Source organism: Pseudomonas onubensis (genome assembly GCF_965653655.1).
Taxonomy (GTDB): domain Bacteria; phylum Pseudomonadota; class Gammaproteobacteria; order Pseudomonadales; family Pseudomonadaceae; genus Aquipseudomonas.
The window spans coordinates 1-15,510 of the sequence record NZ_CBFHAZ010000128.1 but is presented as its reverse complement, the minus strand read 5'-3'; the positions used below and the strand labels follow the sequence as shown (position 1 = coordinate 15,510).

The 15,510-nt window shown below is 60.3% G+C and carries 16 protein-coding genes; 7 read left to right on the top strand and 9 right to left on the bottom strand.

Going from position 1 to position 15,510, the window contains the following annotated elements:
• Positions 1-382 precede the first annotated feature (382 nt).
• A complete protein-coding gene (locus tag ACTD9P_RS26745) occupies positions 383-670 on the top strand; it encodes a fructose-bisphosphate aldolase (protein WP_236460530.1) in 288 nt (95 codons plus the stop codon).
• 53 nt (positions 671-723) lie between these two features.
• Here ACTD9P_RS26745 and ACTD9P_RS26740 read toward each other — a convergent pair whose 3' ends face one another.
• From ACTD9P_RS26740 to tkt, 8 genes are all read right to left on the bottom strand, one after another.
• Complete coding sequence (locus ACTD9P_RS26740) at positions 724-1,995, bottom strand: type II toxin-antitoxin system HipA family toxin (RefSeq protein ID WP_438870029.1); 1,272 nt, start codon at positions 1,993-1,995, stop codon at positions 724-726.
• Positions 1,988-2,251 (bottom strand): helix-turn-helix transcriptional regulator, encoded by a 264-nt coding sequence (locus ACTD9P_RS26735; RefSeq protein WP_438870028.1) that lies wholly within the window; start codon positions 2,249-2,251, stop codon positions 1,988-1,990. Before ACTD9P_RS26735 ends, ACTD9P_RS26740 begins: the two co-directional genes overlap by 8 nt.
• A 127-nt stretch (positions 2,252-2,378) precedes the next feature.
• Positions 2,379-3,443: a class II fructose-bisphosphate aldolase gene (gene fba / locus ACTD9P_RS26730; protein WP_003177554.1), complete on the bottom strand. Its 1,065-nt coding sequence runs from the start codon at positions 3,441-3,443 to the stop codon at positions 2,379-2,381.
• A 282-nt stretch (positions 3,444-3,725) separates the two neighbouring features.
• The gene (locus tag ACTD9P_RS26725) at positions 3,726-4,061 is read right to left on the bottom strand and encodes an MliC family protein (RefSeq protein ID WP_138813511.1); all 336 of its coding nucleotides are present in this window, start codon (positions 4,059-4,061) and stop codon (positions 3,726-3,728) included.
• Between the two features lie 62 nt (positions 4,062-4,123).
• Entirely contained in the window at positions 4,124-4,351 is a 228-nt protein-coding gene (locus ACTD9P_RS26720) for a hypothetical protein (protein WP_307417166.1), read from the bottom strand.
• A 29-nt stretch (positions 4,352-4,380) separates the two neighbouring features.
• Complete coding sequence (locus tag ACTD9P_RS26715; RefSeq protein ID WP_438870027.1) at positions 4,381-5,544, bottom strand: phosphoglycerate kinase; 1,164 nt, start codon at positions 5,542-5,544, stop codon at positions 4,381-4,383.
• Between the two features lie 17 nt (positions 5,545-5,561).
• On the bottom strand, positions 5,562-6,617 hold the full coding sequence (gene epd / locus ACTD9P_RS26710; RefSeq protein ID WP_138813509.1) for an erythrose-4-phosphate dehydrogenase: 1,056 nt from the start codon (positions 6,615-6,617) through the stop codon (positions 5,562-5,564).
• 142 nt (positions 6,618-6,759) lie between these two features.
• Positions 6,760-8,757 carry a transketolase gene (tkt, locus tag ACTD9P_RS26705; RefSeq protein ID WP_438870026.1) on the bottom strand — a complete coding sequence of 666 codons (1,998 nt, stop codon included), beginning with the start codon at positions 8,755-8,757 and terminating at the stop codon, positions 6,760-6,762.
• Between the two features lie 259 nt (positions 8,758-9,016).
• Between tkt and ACTD9P_RS26700 the strand changes: the two genes are divergently transcribed.
• From ACTD9P_RS26700 to ACTD9P_RS26680, 5 genes are all read left to right on the top strand, one after another.
• Positions 9,017-10,012 (top strand): ArsR/SmtB family transcription factor, encoded by a 996-nt coding sequence (locus ACTD9P_RS26700; RefSeq protein ID WP_438870025.1) that lies wholly within the window; start codon positions 9,017-9,019, stop codon positions 10,010-10,012.
• A gap of 19 nt (positions 10,013-10,031) precedes the next feature.
• Positions 10,032-11,222 carry a methionine adenosyltransferase gene (metK, locus tag ACTD9P_RS26695; protein WP_056857738.1) on the top strand — a complete coding sequence of 397 codons (1,191 nt, stop codon included), beginning with the start codon at positions 10,032-10,034 and terminating at the stop codon, positions 11,220-11,222.
• A gap of 49 nt (positions 11,223-11,271) precedes the next feature.
• Entirely contained in the window at positions 11,272-11,538 is a 267-nt protein-coding gene (locus ACTD9P_RS26690) for a hypothetical protein (RefSeq protein WP_438870030.1), read from the top strand.
• On the top strand, positions 11,526-13,187 hold the full coding sequence (gene ligB, locus ACTD9P_RS26685; RefSeq protein ID WP_438870024.1) for an NAD-dependent DNA ligase LigB: 1,662 nt from the start codon (positions 11,526-11,528) through the stop codon (positions 13,185-13,187). The genes ACTD9P_RS26690 and ligB overlap by 13 nt, the downstream gene beginning before the upstream one ends.
• A gap of 68 nt (positions 13,188-13,255) precedes the next feature.
• Positions 13,256-13,651 carry a DUF1090 domain-containing protein gene (locus ACTD9P_RS26680; RefSeq protein WP_438870023.1) on the top strand — a complete coding sequence of 132 codons (396 nt, stop codon included), beginning with the start codon at positions 13,256-13,258 and terminating at the stop codon, positions 13,649-13,651.
• Between the two features lie 6 nt (positions 13,652-13,657).
• Here the strand turns inward: ACTD9P_RS26680 and ACTD9P_RS26675 are convergent, their stop codons facing one another.
• On the bottom strand, positions 13,658-14,107 hold the full coding sequence (locus ACTD9P_RS26675) for a c-type cytochrome (protein WP_438870022.1): 450 nt from the start codon (positions 14,105-14,107) through the stop codon (positions 13,658-13,660).
• A 129-nt stretch (positions 14,108-14,236) separates the two neighbouring features.
• On the opposite strand from ACTD9P_RS26675, the gene mltA reads away from it, so the two are divergent.
• On the top strand, positions 14,237-15,424 hold the full coding sequence (gene mltA / locus ACTD9P_RS26670) for a murein transglycosylase A (RefSeq protein ID WP_438870021.1): 1,188 nt from the start codon (positions 14,237-14,239) through the stop codon (positions 15,422-15,424).
• Positions 15,425-15,510 lie beyond the last annotated feature (86 nt).

Sequence of the window (15,510 nt, the reverse complement as noted above, 5' to 3'; positions counted from 1 at the left end):
CGATGACGGTGTGTCAGGCACTGCTGATGTTGGCTGACACACCGTCATCGCGGGCAAGCCCGGCTCCCACATTGGATCTCCATCGGTTCAAAGGTCTAGGTTGGTCCTACACGACCATTGCGGGCAGACAGATCGCCGCTTATAGTTCGCCCCGTCGCTGAGAACAGCGATAGGGTTTCGCAGCCCTACCGAGTTAATACTGCACCCGTCACAAACGGCCCCGGCGCTCCGCCGACGGCCGTCCTTGTTATGGCGGCTGTGCGTGGGAGACCTTCGGGTCTGCCGGGTCTTAACTCCTCGGTCTGCGAACCCGCGTACAGCTGCCACCCAATTTGTTTCGCAGCAAACGGTGGTCATTCTTCTTTTGAGTTAAGGATTCACCATGACCGACCCATTACCACCCCGCCGCTTCTACCCCTGCACCGAGTCCGCCACCGACTCCCCCGTGCTCTTGATCGACAGCGCCGCCCCACTGCCCGACCTCCACGCCTGCCTGCGCGAGCGCCTCAACGCCGCCCTCGAACACCTCAACCTGATGGCCTGCTCCAGCCTGCCGGACTTCGCCGAGCGCGACCTGAACAACGTGGCCAATACCGCACGTATTCTGGTGCAGGACGTGAGCGACGTGTTCCGCGTCATTGAGCACCGGGGCTTCGATATCGCCGCCTGATCAAATCCCAGCCACAAAAAAGCCCGCATTGCTGCGGGCTTCTTTACAGGTACTTATGGCGCCCGTTTTTCCACTGGCTTTCGTCTCATCCCCGATACCACCGAATCATGAAGCGCCATTGCGCGGCCGGCGTCCCACTCCTTCTGCATCGTTGAAAACAGCTCGACGTCTATGTGTACTTTATGCGCGCTTAGCGCCTCAGACATGGCATCGCTGATTCGCTCAATAATCGCGCCTGGGTTTGCAACAGCACAGTGCTTGCGACCGAACTCGATCAGTTGCTGGCGATCCGGGTAGGCCTTTGTCTTGTTCATCTTGATCGCCAAGGTACGGTCGACCAGTGACTGACCAGACTTGGGGTTGTAATTTTCATACACGGTAGTCGTTGTGACATCGAATACAGGGGCTAACTGCACGGTTTGCAGCGCACCGGGATGGGTATAGAGCACACCGAAATTTTTCAGATGAGCATCGCCATTGCGCACCATGACCGACAAGCACACAGATGAATAAAAACGTTCGAGTTCACGCAGCACATCACCCTGCCGGCAAACCTCATTTATCACCGCCGCTAGCGTTTCGTAACTTTGGGAATACTTGTAGTTGTCGTGAGGATCTTTGTTCAGTCCCAACAGCACTGCCATGTCCTCGAAACCCAACCTGCCAGACTCCGTCAGATCAAAGCGCTCCATGACAAACAGATCGCCCCGTTCCGACAGCCAGAAACGCGGAGTTTGCATGCCGGCAAGGCGAGCAGCTTCCAAACAGAGGAATTCGTTCTGAGCCAAGTGTGCATATTCATCAGCGCCGGACTTCACGATCAAATCAGAACTGAGCATGGTTTTGCGACTGCCTGTCAGCTTATCCAGGTCAGGTACCAGCACCTTCGGCTGCACCCCGGAAATACCTGACTCAAAGTAGGTCTCGACCAGGAAGTCGAATACGCCTTGTGAGGCATCCGCAGAAAGGATTTCCTGCAACCCCACTTGCGCTGTCACCGGTGCAGAAGCTTCAGCGGGGTTCTCGTAACTTAACCGACCGATCTGATTGCCACCAATGATTGACAGCAAACGCATTTCGTCCACCTGCATATGCTTGGCCATGCGACGTTTAATCTGATCAGCCAGGAAACCCTCCGGCACATTCATATCAAAAATCGGATGCAGGACATTGCTGACCGCAGGCGTCGGGTCATAGGGCATGACCAATGACACTTCAGACGAAGCCTGCGCCGAGGCATAGGCGAACGAAAACTGTGAGCCTTTGGACAGCTCGCCTGCCATGCCCTGGGGCGTGGTTATGTTGAGCAGCTTGATCTTACTCATCGCGCTCTACCAACTCGGCAAGGGATCTGAGGTCGATGCGCCGATCAACCACCTCCAGTGCCATACCCAATGCGGTAATCACCCTGAATACGGTATACATAGCCACATTCTCCCCCGCTTCAAGATCAATGATTGTCTTGCGACTGCATCGAGCTTTTTCCGCGAGCTGTTGCTGACTGTATTGCTTTGCCCGCCGCAGCTGTCTCAGCCGTTCGCCAAATGAGGGCGGATTGGTGATAAGCAAAATGTCACCCATATAGGACTTTTAAGGTATTAATTATGATTATGTCCACTATGGCGGACATTTCAACCACCTTCCGTCTGTAACGCGCGACCACAAAAAAGCCCGCATCGCTGCGGGCTTCTTTCTAAACGCCTGAGGCTTAGTTCACCTTGGCGTTCAACTCACCTTTGAGGTAACGCTGGTACATGGCTTCCAACGAGATCGGTTTGATCTTCGAAGCATTACCGGCAGTACCAAACGCTTCGTAGCGAGCGATACACACATCACGCATGGCCGTCACGGTGGCACCGAAGAATTTACGTGGGTCAAATTCACTCGGGTTGGTGGCCATCAGGCGACGCATCGCACCGGTGGACGCCAAACGCAGGTCGGTGTCGATGTTGACCTTGCGCACGCCGTACTTGATGCCTTCGACGATTTCTTCAACCGGCACGCCGTAGGTTTCTTTGATGTCGCCGCCGTACTGGTTGATGATCGCCAGCCACTCTTGCGGGACCGAGGAAGAACCGTGCATCACCAGGTGGGTGTTAGGGATGCGTTTGTGGATTTCCTTGATGCGGTCGATGGCCAGCACGTCGCCGGTAGGTGGCTTGGTGAACTTGTAGGCGCCGTGGCTGGTGCCGATGGCGATGGCCAGGGCGTCCACTTGGGTTTTCTTCACGAAGTCAGCGGCTTCTTCCGGGTCGGTCAGCATCTGGCTGTGATCCAGCACGCCTTCGGCGCCGATGCCGTCTTCTTCACCGGCCATACCGGTTTCCAGGGAACCCAGGCAGCCCAGTTCGCCTTCAACCGAAACACCACAGGCGTGAGCCATGGCCACGGTTTGTTGGGTTACGCGTACGTTGTACTCGTAGTCAGTTGGGGTCTTGCCGTCTTCGCCCAGGGAGCCGTCCATCATCACCGAACTGAAGCCCAGTTGGATGGAGCGCTGGCACACGTCAGGGCTGGTGCCGTGGTCCTGGTGCATGCACACCGGGATGTGCGGGAATTCTTCGATCGCGGCGAGGATCAGGTGACGCAGGAACGGGGCGCCAGCGTATTTGCGCGCACCGGCCGAAGCCTGGACGATCACGGGGGAGTCGGTCTTGTCAGCGGCTTCCATGATGGCGCGCATCTGCTCAAGGTTGTTGACGTTAAAGGCTGGGACGCCGTAGCCGAACTCGGCTGCGTGGTCCAGCATTTGACGCATGCTGATAAGTGCCATTGTGTTGTCTCTCCCGGTCGAGGGTCGTTAATCGTGCAAGCCTGCCGTAGCGGCGGCTGCTATTCAAGTTATTGCAGATCAAGGGGTTAAGCTTGAGGTGCTGAATCGTTATTGCAGTGTCCGGTTCGCATTCATTTCGATTTGGAACCGGCTCTACTGTGGGAGCGGGCTTGCTCGCGAATGCGGTGTACCAGTCACCGAATTCGTCAGCTGAACCACCGCTTTCGCGAGCAAGCCCGCTCCCACATTTGGACCTCACTACCGTTGAGATCGTGTTCTGTATTACTGGGCCTTACAGCCGCGCCCAATCAAATCATCAGTGGCGACCCAGTAAACCAGGCCTTCCTCACCTTTTGTGTGAAACGCCAATTGGCCGTCGCTGTACAGCACGCCCGAGGCGGCAACCTCTTGTTTAAGGCGATAAACCTGGTCCGAACCGCCAAGGCGTACATCCACCTCCGAACGCGCCGGGTTGGTAAAGCGCCAGTTGACCTCGGCCTTGCTGTCGCAGGTCCAGGTGGTCCATTTGTCTGCCGGTTCTGCGGCCTTGTTGAACATGTTCATGCTGCTGCAACCGGCCAACAAGGCCAGGGCTGCGAGGGCGAAAACGCCTTTCATTGCCACTCCTCGAACGACGGCCCCAAGGGCCGCCACTGCTGTCGGTTAGTTGATCAGACCCGTCATGGGCAACCCTGTTCCTGACCGTTGGGCGCGGCGTCGTATTGTTCCAGACGTTCATTGCCGATGCGCTTGTTGATCACCGGCATGGTTTCGGCTTGCCAGTCGGCCTGGTAGCAGCTTTTTTTCGGCGCAGCCCCGGGCTTTTCGGCCTCGGGCGCAGCGCTTGGCGTGCTGCCGCAGCCGGCCAACAGGCCCGCTGCGATCACCAGTGCCAACGACTTGATCATGGGAATGCTCCTTTTCCGGATCACGAGCCTTAACCTTTGGCTCGGGTTTCCAGCACTTCAACGGCCGGCAACACTTTGCCTTCGACGAATTCGAGGAATGCGCCGCCACCGGTAGAAATGTAGGAGATCTGGTCAGCAACGCCATATTTATCGATGGCGGCCAGGGTGTCACCACCGCCGGCGATAGAGAATGCCGAGCTTTCGGCAATCGCCTTGGCCAGAACTCGGGTGCCGTTGCCGAACTGGTCGAACTCAAACACACCGACTGGGCCGTTCCACAGAATGGTCTGGGAGGCTTTCAGCAGCTCGGCAAAGTTGGCTGCGGTTTGTGGGCCGATATCCAGAATCATGTCGTCAGCCGCCACGTCAGCGATGAGCTTGACGGTTGCTTCGGCACTTTCAGCGAACTCCTTGGCAACCACCACGTCCACCGGCAGCGGCACACTGACTTTGGCGGCGATGGCGCGGGCCGTGTCGAGCAGGTCTGGCTCGTACAGCGACTTGCCCACCGGGTGCCCGGCTGCGGCCAGGAAGGTGTTGGCAATGCCGCCGCCGACGATCAGCTGATTGCAGATGGTGCTGAGGCTGTTGAGCACGTCCAGCTTGGTCGACACTTTGGAGCCGGCCACGATGGCAGCCATCGGTTGTGCCGGAGCACCCAGCGCCTTGCCCAATGCATCCAGTTCAGCCGCCAGCAACGGGCCAGCCGCTGCAACTTTAGCGAACTTGGCCACGCCGTGGGTCGAGCCTTCGGCGCGGTGCGCGGTGCCGAAAGCGTCCATCACGAACACGTCGCACAGGGCCGCGTATTGCTGGGCCAGTTCGTCGCTGTTCTTTTTCTCGCCTTTGTTGAAGCGCACGTTTTCGAACAGCACGATGTCGCCAGGCGCTACAAAGACGCCGCTCAGGTAATCGGCTACCAGCGGCACGTCACGGCCCAGGGCTTTGCTCAGGTACTCGGCTACAGGCTTGAGGCTGTTTTCGGCGCTGAACTCACCTTCGGTCGGACGACCCAGGTGGGAGCAGACCATCACGGCCGCGCCTTTTTCCAGGGCCAGCTTGATGGTCGGCAGCGAGGCCAGGATTCGCGCATCGCTGGTGACAACACCGTCCTTGACTGGGACGTTGAGGTCTTCGCGAATCAGTACGCGCTTACCTTGCAGATCGAGGTCGGTCATCTTCAACACGGTCATGGGTCGCAGTTCCTGAATTACTGTTGAGGTTGTTTGGTAGCGATGTGCAGATAGTGCCCTGCCACATCCAGCATGCGGTTGGCAAAGCCCCATTCGTTGTCGAACCACGCCAGGATGTTCACCAGCCTGGGGCCGGAAACACGAGTCTGGCTGGCATCGACAATCGCCGAATGCGGGTCATGGTTGAAATCACAACTGGCGTGCGGCAACTCGGTGTAGGCCAGCAGGCCTTTGAGCGGGCCGCTGGTGGCGGCGTCGCGCAGGATCCGGTTGACCTCCGTCGCGTCAGTGTCGCTGACGGTTTGCATGGTGATATCCAGACAGGACACGTTCACCGTCGGCACCCGTACGGCTTTGGCCTGGATTCGCCCGGCAAGTTCCGGCAACAGTCGCTCGATGCCACGGGCCAGGCCGGTAGACACCGGAATCACTGACTGGAACGCCGAGCGCGTGCGGCGCAGGTCTTCATGATGATAGGCGTCGATCACCGGCTGGTCGTTCATCGCCGAGTGAATCGTGGTGATCGACACATAATCGATGCCGATCGCCTGATCCAGCAGGCGCAACAGCGGCACGCTGCAGTTGGTGGTGCAGGAGGCGTTGGACACCAGCAACTCATCGCCGGTCAGGCAATCCTGGTTGATGCCGTAGACGATGGTGGCGTCCACATCTGCCTCGCTGGCCATCGGCTGGGAAAACAGCACACGCGGCGCGCCGGCGTCGAGAAAACGCTGGCCATCGGCACGGGTGTGGTAGACACCGGAACACTCCAGCACCAGGTCAACGCCCAGTGCTTTCCAGTCGATGCCTTCGGGGGTGGCACTGCGCAAGACCTGCACGCAGTTGCCATTAATATGCAGACAATCGCCCTCGACCCGCACTTCGCCGGGGAAGCGGCCGTGGGTGGAGTCAAAGCGTGTCAGGTATTCGATGCTGGCCATGTCGGCCAAATCGTTGATCGCCACAATTTCAAACCCGGCCGCCGCCCCTCGCTCAAACAGAGCACGCAAGACGCAACGACCAATGCGGCCGTAGCCGTTGAGTGCAACTTTGTAGGGACGCGGTTGAGGCATGGGGTTCTCGATCAACTTGGGTGAAGGGGTGAATGTGCCGCCGCCTTCGCGAGCAAGCCCGCTCCCACAGTTGAAATGCATTCCAAATGTGGGAGCGGGCTTGCTCGCGAAGAGGCCGGCACAGCCACCTCAATCTACAGCCTTAGTCTTCCAGCAGTTCTTCAGCCTGACCCAGGATGTTTTCCAGGGTGAAACCGAATTCTTCGAACAAGGCTGGCGCCGGCGCCGACTCACCGTAGGTGGTCATACCGATCACGCGGCCTTCCAGGCCCACGTACTTGTACCAGTAGTCGGCGTGCGCCGCTTCGATGGCGATACGCGCGCTGACCTGCAACGGCAGAACCGATTGCTTGTAGTCCGCGTCCTGGGCTTCGAACAGGCTGGTGCACGGCATGGACACAACGCGAACGTTGCGGCCCTGGGCGGTCAGCTTGTCGTAGGCCTGAACCGTCAGGCCGACTTCGGAGCCGGTGGAGATCAGGATCAGTTCCGGCTCGCCGATGCAGTCTTTGAGCACATAACCGCCACGGCTGATGTTGGCGATCTGCGCGTCGGTACGCACTTGGTGTTGCAGGTTCTGACGCGAGAAGATCAGCGCCGAAGGGCCGTCTTTGCGCTCGATAGCGTGCTTCCAGGCCACCGCGGATTCCACCGCGTCGGCTGGGCGCCAGCAATCCAGGTTCGGCGTGGTGCGCAAACTGGTCAGTTGCTCGACCGGCTGGTGCGTCGGGCCGTCTTCGCCCAGGCCGATGGAGTCGTGGGTGTACACATGGATCACACGCTTCTTCATCAGCGCCGCCATACGTACCGCGTTACGCGCGTATTCCATGAACATCAGGAAGGTCGCGCCGTAAGGCACCAGGCCGCCGTGCAGGGACACGCCGTTCATGATGGCGCTCATGCCGAACTCGCGCACGCCGTAGTACATGTAGTTGCCGCTGGCGTCTTCGGCCGACACACCTTTGCAACCTTTCCACAGGGTCAGGTTGGAACCGGCCAGGTCAGCCGAACCGCCGAGGATCTCAGGCAGCAATGGGCCAAACGCGTTCAGGGTGTTCTGGCTGGCTTTACGGCTGGCGATGGTCTCGCCCTTGGCCGCGACTTCGGCGATGTAGGCCGAGGCTTTTTCCGAGAAGTCGGCAGGCAGGTCACCAGCCAGGCGGCGTACCAGTTCGTTGGCCAACTCCGGGAATTCAGCGGAGTAGGCAGCAAAGCGCTGGTCCCACTCGGCTTCGGCGGCCAGGCCTTTTTCCTTGGCGCTCCACTCGGCGTAGATGTCAGCCGGGATGTCGAACGGGCCGTGGTTCCACTTCAGCGCTTCGCGCGCCAGGGCGATTTCCGCGTCACCCAGTGGGGCGCCGTGGCAGTCTTCTTTACCTTGCTTGTTCGGCGAGCCGAAACCGATGATGGTCTTGCAGCAGATCAGGGTCGGCTGCTCGCTCTTGCGGGCGGTGTCGATGGCGGTCTTGATCTCTTCCGGATCGTGGCCGTCAACGTTGCGGATCACCTGCCAGTTGTAGGCTTCGAAACGCTTTGGCGTGTCGTCGGTGAACCAGCCTTCGACTTCGCCGTCGATGGAGATGCCGTTGTCATCGTAGAAGGCAATCAGCTTGCCCAGGCCCAGAGTGCCGGCCAGGGAAGCGACTTCGTGGGAAATGCCTTCCATCATGCAGCCATCACCCAGAAACACATAGGTATGGTGGTCGACGATGTCGTGGCCAGGACGGTTGAACTGCGCGCCCAATACTTTTTCAGCCAGGGCAAAACCCACGGCGTTGGCCAGGCCTTGGCCCAGCGGGCCAGTGGTGGTCTCGACGCCCGGGGTGTAGCCGAATTCCGGGTGGCCCGGCGTGCGGCTGTGCAGCTGGCGGAAGCTCTTGAGGTCATCGATGGTGACGTCGTAGCCGGTCAGGTGCAGCAGCGAGTAGATCAGCATCGAGCCGTGGCCGTTGGACAGCACGAAGCGGTCACGGTCGGCGAACGACGGGTTGCTCGGGTTGTGTTTCAGGTAGTCACGCCAAAGTACCTCGGCGATATCCGCCATGCCCATCGGGGCACCGGGATGGCCGCTGTTGGCTTTTTGCACGGCATCCATGCTGAGGGCACGAATGGCGTTGGCACGCTCACGACGGCTGGGCATCGCTGATCTCCTGGGGTTTGAGTAGAAGAAACGGAAAAAAGGACCGGCATTTTCCCTCAGCCACCGCCTGCGGGCAATGACAGATAGTCACTTGGAGGTGTTTTTCCTGCGGTTTACCCGGCATTGGCTTGCAGAAACAGTTCACCGGTTCGTCTAAAGGTTATAGCGGCTGCTTATAACTACCGATTATCGACCAATATCAAAACTTTTTGATATTGGCCTTGCAGGGATTTCCGCCCGTCACTAGACTGCTGGCCTTATGAACCTACCCGTGCCCTCCCTGCGTCCCGACGACGGCGATGAGCTGGCTGCCTTATGCAAGGCCGCTGGTGATCCGTTGCGCTTGAACGTATTGCGCGCACTGGCCAATGACTCTTTTGGGGTGCTGGAACTGGCGCAGATCTTCGCCATCGGCCAATCCGGCATGAGCCACCACCTCAAGGTGCTGGCCCAGGCGGAGCTGGTGGCTACGCGCCGCGAAGGCAATGCGATTTTTTACCGCCGTGCCCTGCCCCACACCGAGTTGCTCGGCGGCAAGTTGCATGCGGCATTGCTCGAAGAAGTCGATAGTTTGGCCCTGCCCAGCGACGTGCAGTCGCGCATCAGCCAGGTCCACGGGCAACGCGCCGCCGCCAGCCAGGATTTTTTCTCACGGGTAGCCGAGAAGTTTCGCGCCCAACAGGACCTGATCGCCGGTTTGCCCCAATACCGCGAAAGCGTACTGGCGCTGTTGGACAAGCTGAGCTTCAGTGATGAAGCGACGGCACTCGAAGTCGGCCCTGGCGACGGTGGCTTTCTGCCGGAACTGGCGCGCCGCTTCAAGCAGGTGACGGCGCTGGACAACAGCCCGGCAATGCTTGAGCTGGCGCGCCAGCTGTGCGAGCGCGAAGCGCTGGGCAACGTCAGCCTGCAGTTGGCCGACGCGTTGAATGACACCAGCCTGCGGGCCGATTGCGTGGTGCTGAACATGGTCTTGCACCATTTTGCAGCCCCCGCCGAAGCCCTCAAGCAGATGGCGAATTTGCTGCAACCGGGCGGCAGCTTGCTGGTCACAGATTTATGCAGCCACAACCAGAATTGGGCCAAGGAGGCCTGCGGTGATCTCTGGTTGGGTTTTGAACAGGACGATCTGGCCCGTTGGGCCACCGCTGCGGGACTCGTTCCCGGGGAAAGCCTCTATGTAGGTTTACGTAATGGTTTCCAGATCCAGGTCCGCCACTTTCAGCGACCGACTGGCGACACTCACCATCGGTAAATATCAGGAAAACATCGAGATGAGCGAATACTCCCTTTTCACCTCCGAGTCCGTGTCTGAAGGGCATCCGGACAAAATCGCCGACCAGATTTCTGACGCGGTGCTGGACGCCATCATTGCTGAAGACAAGTTCGCCCGCGTGGCGTGCGAGACGCTGGTGAAAACGGGCGTGGCGATCATCGCCGGTGAAGTCACCACCACCGCCTGGGTCGACCTGGAGCAGATCGTTCGTGATGTGATCACCGACATTGGCTACAACAGCTCCGACGTCGGCTTCGACGGCGCGACCTGCGGCGTGATGAACATCATCGGCAAGCAGTCCCCCGACATCAACCAGGGTGTGGACCGCGCCAAGCCAGAAGATCAGGGCGCCGGCGACCAGGGCCTGATGTTCGGCTATGCCAGCAACGAAACCGACGTACTGATGCCGGCACCGATCACCTTCTCGCACCAGCTTGTGCAGCGCCAGGCCGAAGCGCGTAAATCCGGCGTGCTGCCGTGGCTGCGCCCGGACGCCAAGTCCCAGGTCACCTGCCGTTACGAAGGCGGCAAAGTGGTGGGCATCGACGCCGTTGTACTGTCGACCCAGCACAACCCGGACGTGTCTTACGCCGACCTGCGTGAAGGCGTGATGGAGCTGATCGTCAAGCACGTGCTGCCTGCCGAACTGCTGACCAAAGACACCCAGTTCCACATCAACCCGACTGGCCAGTTCATCATCGGCGGCCCGGTGGGTGACTGCGGCCTGACCGGTCGCAAGATCATCGTCGACAGCTACGGCGGCATGGCCCGTCACGGCGGTGGTGCGTTCTCGGGTAAAGACCCCTCCAAGGTTGACCGCTCGGCGGCCTACGCCGGTCGTTACGTGGCCAAGAACATCGTCGCGGCCGGCCTGGCCGAGCGTTGCGAGATTCAGGTTTCCTACGCGATCGGTGTGGCCCAGCCTACGTCGATCTCGCTGAATACCTTCGGCACCGGCAAGATCAGCGATGACAAGATCGTCAAGCTGGTGCGTGAGATCTTCGACCTGCGCCCGTACGCCATCACCACTATGCTCGACCTGCTGCACCCGATGTACCAGGACACCGCAGCCTATGGCCACTTCGGTCGTACCCCTGCGCAGAAGACTGTCGGCGACGACACCTTCACCACCTTCACCTGGGAAAAAACCGACCGCGCCAACGACTTGCGCACAGCCGCCGGCCTGTAAGCACGCGTTGCACCAAAAGCCCCGTCGGATTCATCCGGCGGGGCTTTTTATGGCCTGCGCCTTTAAAGCAGCACAGAAGCAGCTCAACAAAGGTTGTAACAAACTGGCTGAATCCCAAGCCAAGGTCGATGCCAAGCAACGAACACAGGAAGCCAAGATGGAAAAGAACGATGCCGTGAAGGCATTGGGCGGCCTGTTCAAGTCACTGGAAACACCCGGTAAAAAGCCCCGCCCTGCCGGGGCTTTTTTGTGGCCGCCGGGATCACTTAGGCTGGGCGTCCCTTCCGAGCAAGGATGCTCATCATGCATTTACTGATTGCCCTTGTACTCAGCGCCCTGGCATTTCTGGCCCGGGCCGAAGACTGCCCCGAAGAGGCCCGCTCACAGGTCGGCACCCTGGCTGAGCAGATCAAGCTGTGGGATGACAGTTACCACCGGCTCGGTCAGTCCCCGGTCAGCGACGAGCTATACGACCAGGCCCGACAGCGCCTGGCGCGGTGGCAGGCCTGTTTTGCGCAAACACAGTCGACGGCGGACAACCCGCTGGCAGGTGCGCGTGGTACACAGCCCCATCCGGTCGCTCATACCGGCCTGGAAAAGCTGGTGGATGAAGAGGCCGTGGGTGAGTGGCTCAAGACACGCCAGGACGTCCGGGTGCAGCCCAAGGTCGACGGCGTTGCGGTGACGCTGGTGTATCGCAAAGGCCGCCTGAGCCAGCTCATCAGCCGTGGCGACGGCCTGCTCGGTCAGGATTGGACAGCCGCCGCGCACAAGATCCAGGGCATTGTCCAGCAATTGCCCGAGCCCATCGACCTGGTGCTGCAAGGCGAACTCTATTGGCGCCTTGACGATCATGTGCAGTCCGAACACGGCGGGCTCAGTGCTCGCAGCAAAGTGGCCGGGCTGATGAATCGCCGGCAGTTAGATGAGGCCGAGGCTTCCAGGATCGGGCTGTTTGTCTGGGCCTGGCCCGACGGCCCGGCAGACTTCAGCACGCGCCTGGCCACCTTGGCGCGCTGGGGCTTCACTGATAGCCGCCGCTACAGCCACCCCGTGCAAAACCTCACTGAAGCCGCGCACTGGCGCCGTTACTGGTACAACCATCCGTTGCCTTTTGCCAGCGATGGCGTGGTATTGCACCAGGCTCTGCACGCGCCTGCCAACCGCTGGCAAGCCAGCGCGCCTTACTGGGCGGTGGCCTGGAAGTACCCGGTAACCAAGGCATTGGCGCTGGTGCGCAAGGTACAGTTCAAGGTCGGCCGCACGGGGCGTATCACACCTATTCTGGAACTGGAGCCGGTGCGGCTGGACGATCGGCAAATCCGCCGCGTCAGCGTTGGCTCCTTGAAGCACTGGCACGCGTTGGACATCCGCCCTGGCGATCAGGTCTCCATCAGCCTTGCCGGCCAGGTGATTCCGCGGCTGGAGCAAGTGATCCTGCGCAACGAGACCAGGGTGGCGGTGCAAGTGCCCGATGCGCGCAACTTTCATGCCTTGAGTTGCTGGCAACTGGACCCGGGCTGTGAGGAGCAATTGCTCGCGCGCCTTACCTGGCTGAGCAGCAACCAGGGGCTGGCCCTGCCCTATATGGGCCGCGAGACCTGGAACGCATTGATCCAGGCCGGTCTAATCGCAGGCATTCTCGATTGGTTAACCCTGGATGCGGCAGAGCTTGCTAACATTGACGGCTTCGGGGATCGCCGCCGTGCCCGGGTGCTCGACAGCCTGCAAAGCGCGCGGCAACGCCCCTTTGCACAATGGCTAAAGGCCCTGGGTGTACCGCCTTCGGCGCGTAACGATCTGGAGGGAGGCTGGCAGGCCCTGGCCGCCAAAGACACTCAAGCCTGGCTGACTACCGATGGCATTGGCCCGGGCCGCGCGGCGCAATTGAGCGCTTTTTTTCGCGACCCGCAAGTACAAGCGTTAGCTGAAACATTACGTGTGGCCGGAATTGACGGGTTTTAAGCCCAACCGAGCTACCTTCAACCCGGCAGAATTCACCCTGCCATCTTATTGCGACCTTGGAGCCTCATATGAAATTTCTAGCCCCATTTGCCTTGTTGACCGCCGTGAGCTTTACGAGCATGCCGCTGCTGGCCGCCGAAGAAGTGCCGGAACTCACCGGTTGCGCCGCCAAGCGCCAGGCCATCAGCGCACAAATCGAACAAGCCAAGGCCCATGGCAACAGCGCACAACAAGCCGGCCTGGAAACAGCCCTGAATGAAGTCACCGCTAACTGCACCGATGCGTCCTTGCGCAAAGAACGCGAGAACAAGGTGCTCGACGCCAAGCACGAAGTCACCCGTCGTCAGGCCGACCTCGACAAGGCGATGAAAAAGGGCGATGCCGACAAGATCAACAAACGCAAAGACAAGCTCGCTCAGTCGCGCAAGGAACTGCAAGACGCCGTCGAAGAACTCGACAAGTAAAACCGGTCAATGGTCGCGAAACTGTTTATGGCAGGCCGTGCAGGCATCTTCGACTTTCTGCACCGCAGGCCCCAGGTTGCTGGCCTTGTAGGGCTGCACCTGGCTTGCGAGCACCAATTCACCGGTGGCCGCTTCAAGGTTTCGGGCCAACTCCTGGAAGCGTGCCTGCTGTTGCCACACCGTGTCCTTGGCGCTGGTGTGATCTTCCTCGCGCACACTCGGGAAATGCTTCCACGGTTCGTGGGACAACGCATCGAGCTTGACCGCGCCTTCGGCGAACTTCGCGCCGTCGAACGGGATACGCCCACGCAGCATGCCGCCCAGGTCTTCGCCGGTCTTGAGCATCTGCTTGAAGATGGCCTTGCGTTGGCCCAGGGGCGAATTCGGATCGACACCGCCGCAGGCGGACAAGGTCAGGCAGGCCAGCAATACCACGGTCAGTTTTTTAAAAGTCATGATGGCTTCAAGGTCACGGAAAACGGCGGCCAGTATCCTCGCCCCGCCTGCAAAGACCAATAGCCCTATTAATAATAAGGGTTGCCCGAATGCGCTGCGGCGCAGGCAACTGCTTCAGGAATTACGTGTATGAATGTCACCTTGAAACGCTGGAGCCGCCGAATGGTGTGGGCTCTGCCGATGGTTGCGCTGTTGGCCGGTTGTGATGGCGGCAAAGACGCTGGCAAAAAAGAAGAAGCGGCCAAGCCCCATGCCGTCGCCACCTATGTCAGTGCACCGTGGGAAGCGCTGCCGGCGGTGTCCGACAGCGACCTGCTGGCCGGGTTTGAATCCTGGCGCAGTGCCTGCCAGCGCCTCAAGGCTGATCCGGTATGGGGCGCGACCTGTGCCGCCGCCACCACCGTACCGGGCGATGCCGTGGCCGTGCGCGGTTTTCTCAAGGAGCGCCTGGATGTGTTCGGCCTGCGCTCGGCCGACAACACACCTAATGGCTTGATCACCGGCTACTACGAGCCGGTCTACCCCGGCAGCCTGACCGAAACCGCCACCGCCCATGTGCCGGTGTACGGCGTGCCGGATGACCTGATCATCGTCAACCTGGAAAGCATCTACCCGGAACTCAAGGGCAAGCGCCTGCGCGGTCGCCTTGAGGGCCGCGTGCTCAAGCCCTATGACGATGCCAGCACCATCAACGGCCAGGGTTCCACGGCCAAGCCGATTGCCTGGCTGACCAACCCGATGGACCTGCAGTTCCTGCAGATCCAGGGCTCGGGGCGTATTCAACTGGCCGGTGGGCGCCAACTGCGCGTCGGTTATGGCGACCAGAATGGCTACCCCTACCGCCCCATCGGCCGCTGGCTGGTGGAGCAAGGCGAGCTGAACAAAGAGGACGTGACCATGGGCGCCATCAGCGCCTGGGCCAAGGCCAACCCGCAGCGTATTCCGCAATTGTTGGCGAGCAACCCCAGCTACGTGTTTTTCAGCGCCCGCCCGGACAGCAACGAAGGCCCGCGTGGCTCACTGAATGTGCCGCTGACGGCGGGTTACAGCGTGGCGGTGGACCGCAAGGTGATTCCACTGGGCAGCCTGTTGTGGCTGTCGACCACCAAACCCGATGGCTCGCCCATCGCACGGCCCGTCGCCGCGCAGGACACCGGCGGCGCGATCACCGGCGAAGTGCGCGCAGACTTGTTCTGGGGCACCGGTGATGCGGCGGGTGAGTTGGCGGGGAATATGAAGCAGCAGGGGCAGATCTGGATGTTGTGGCCCAAGGGCGTGGCGTTGCCGCAGGTGCCGGATGCGCCTGCCGGCACCTGAGTAACGCTGAAGATCACATGTGGGAGCGGGCTTGCTCGCGAATGCGGTGTGTCAGCCAGCACAATGGGTGGCTGACACACCGCATT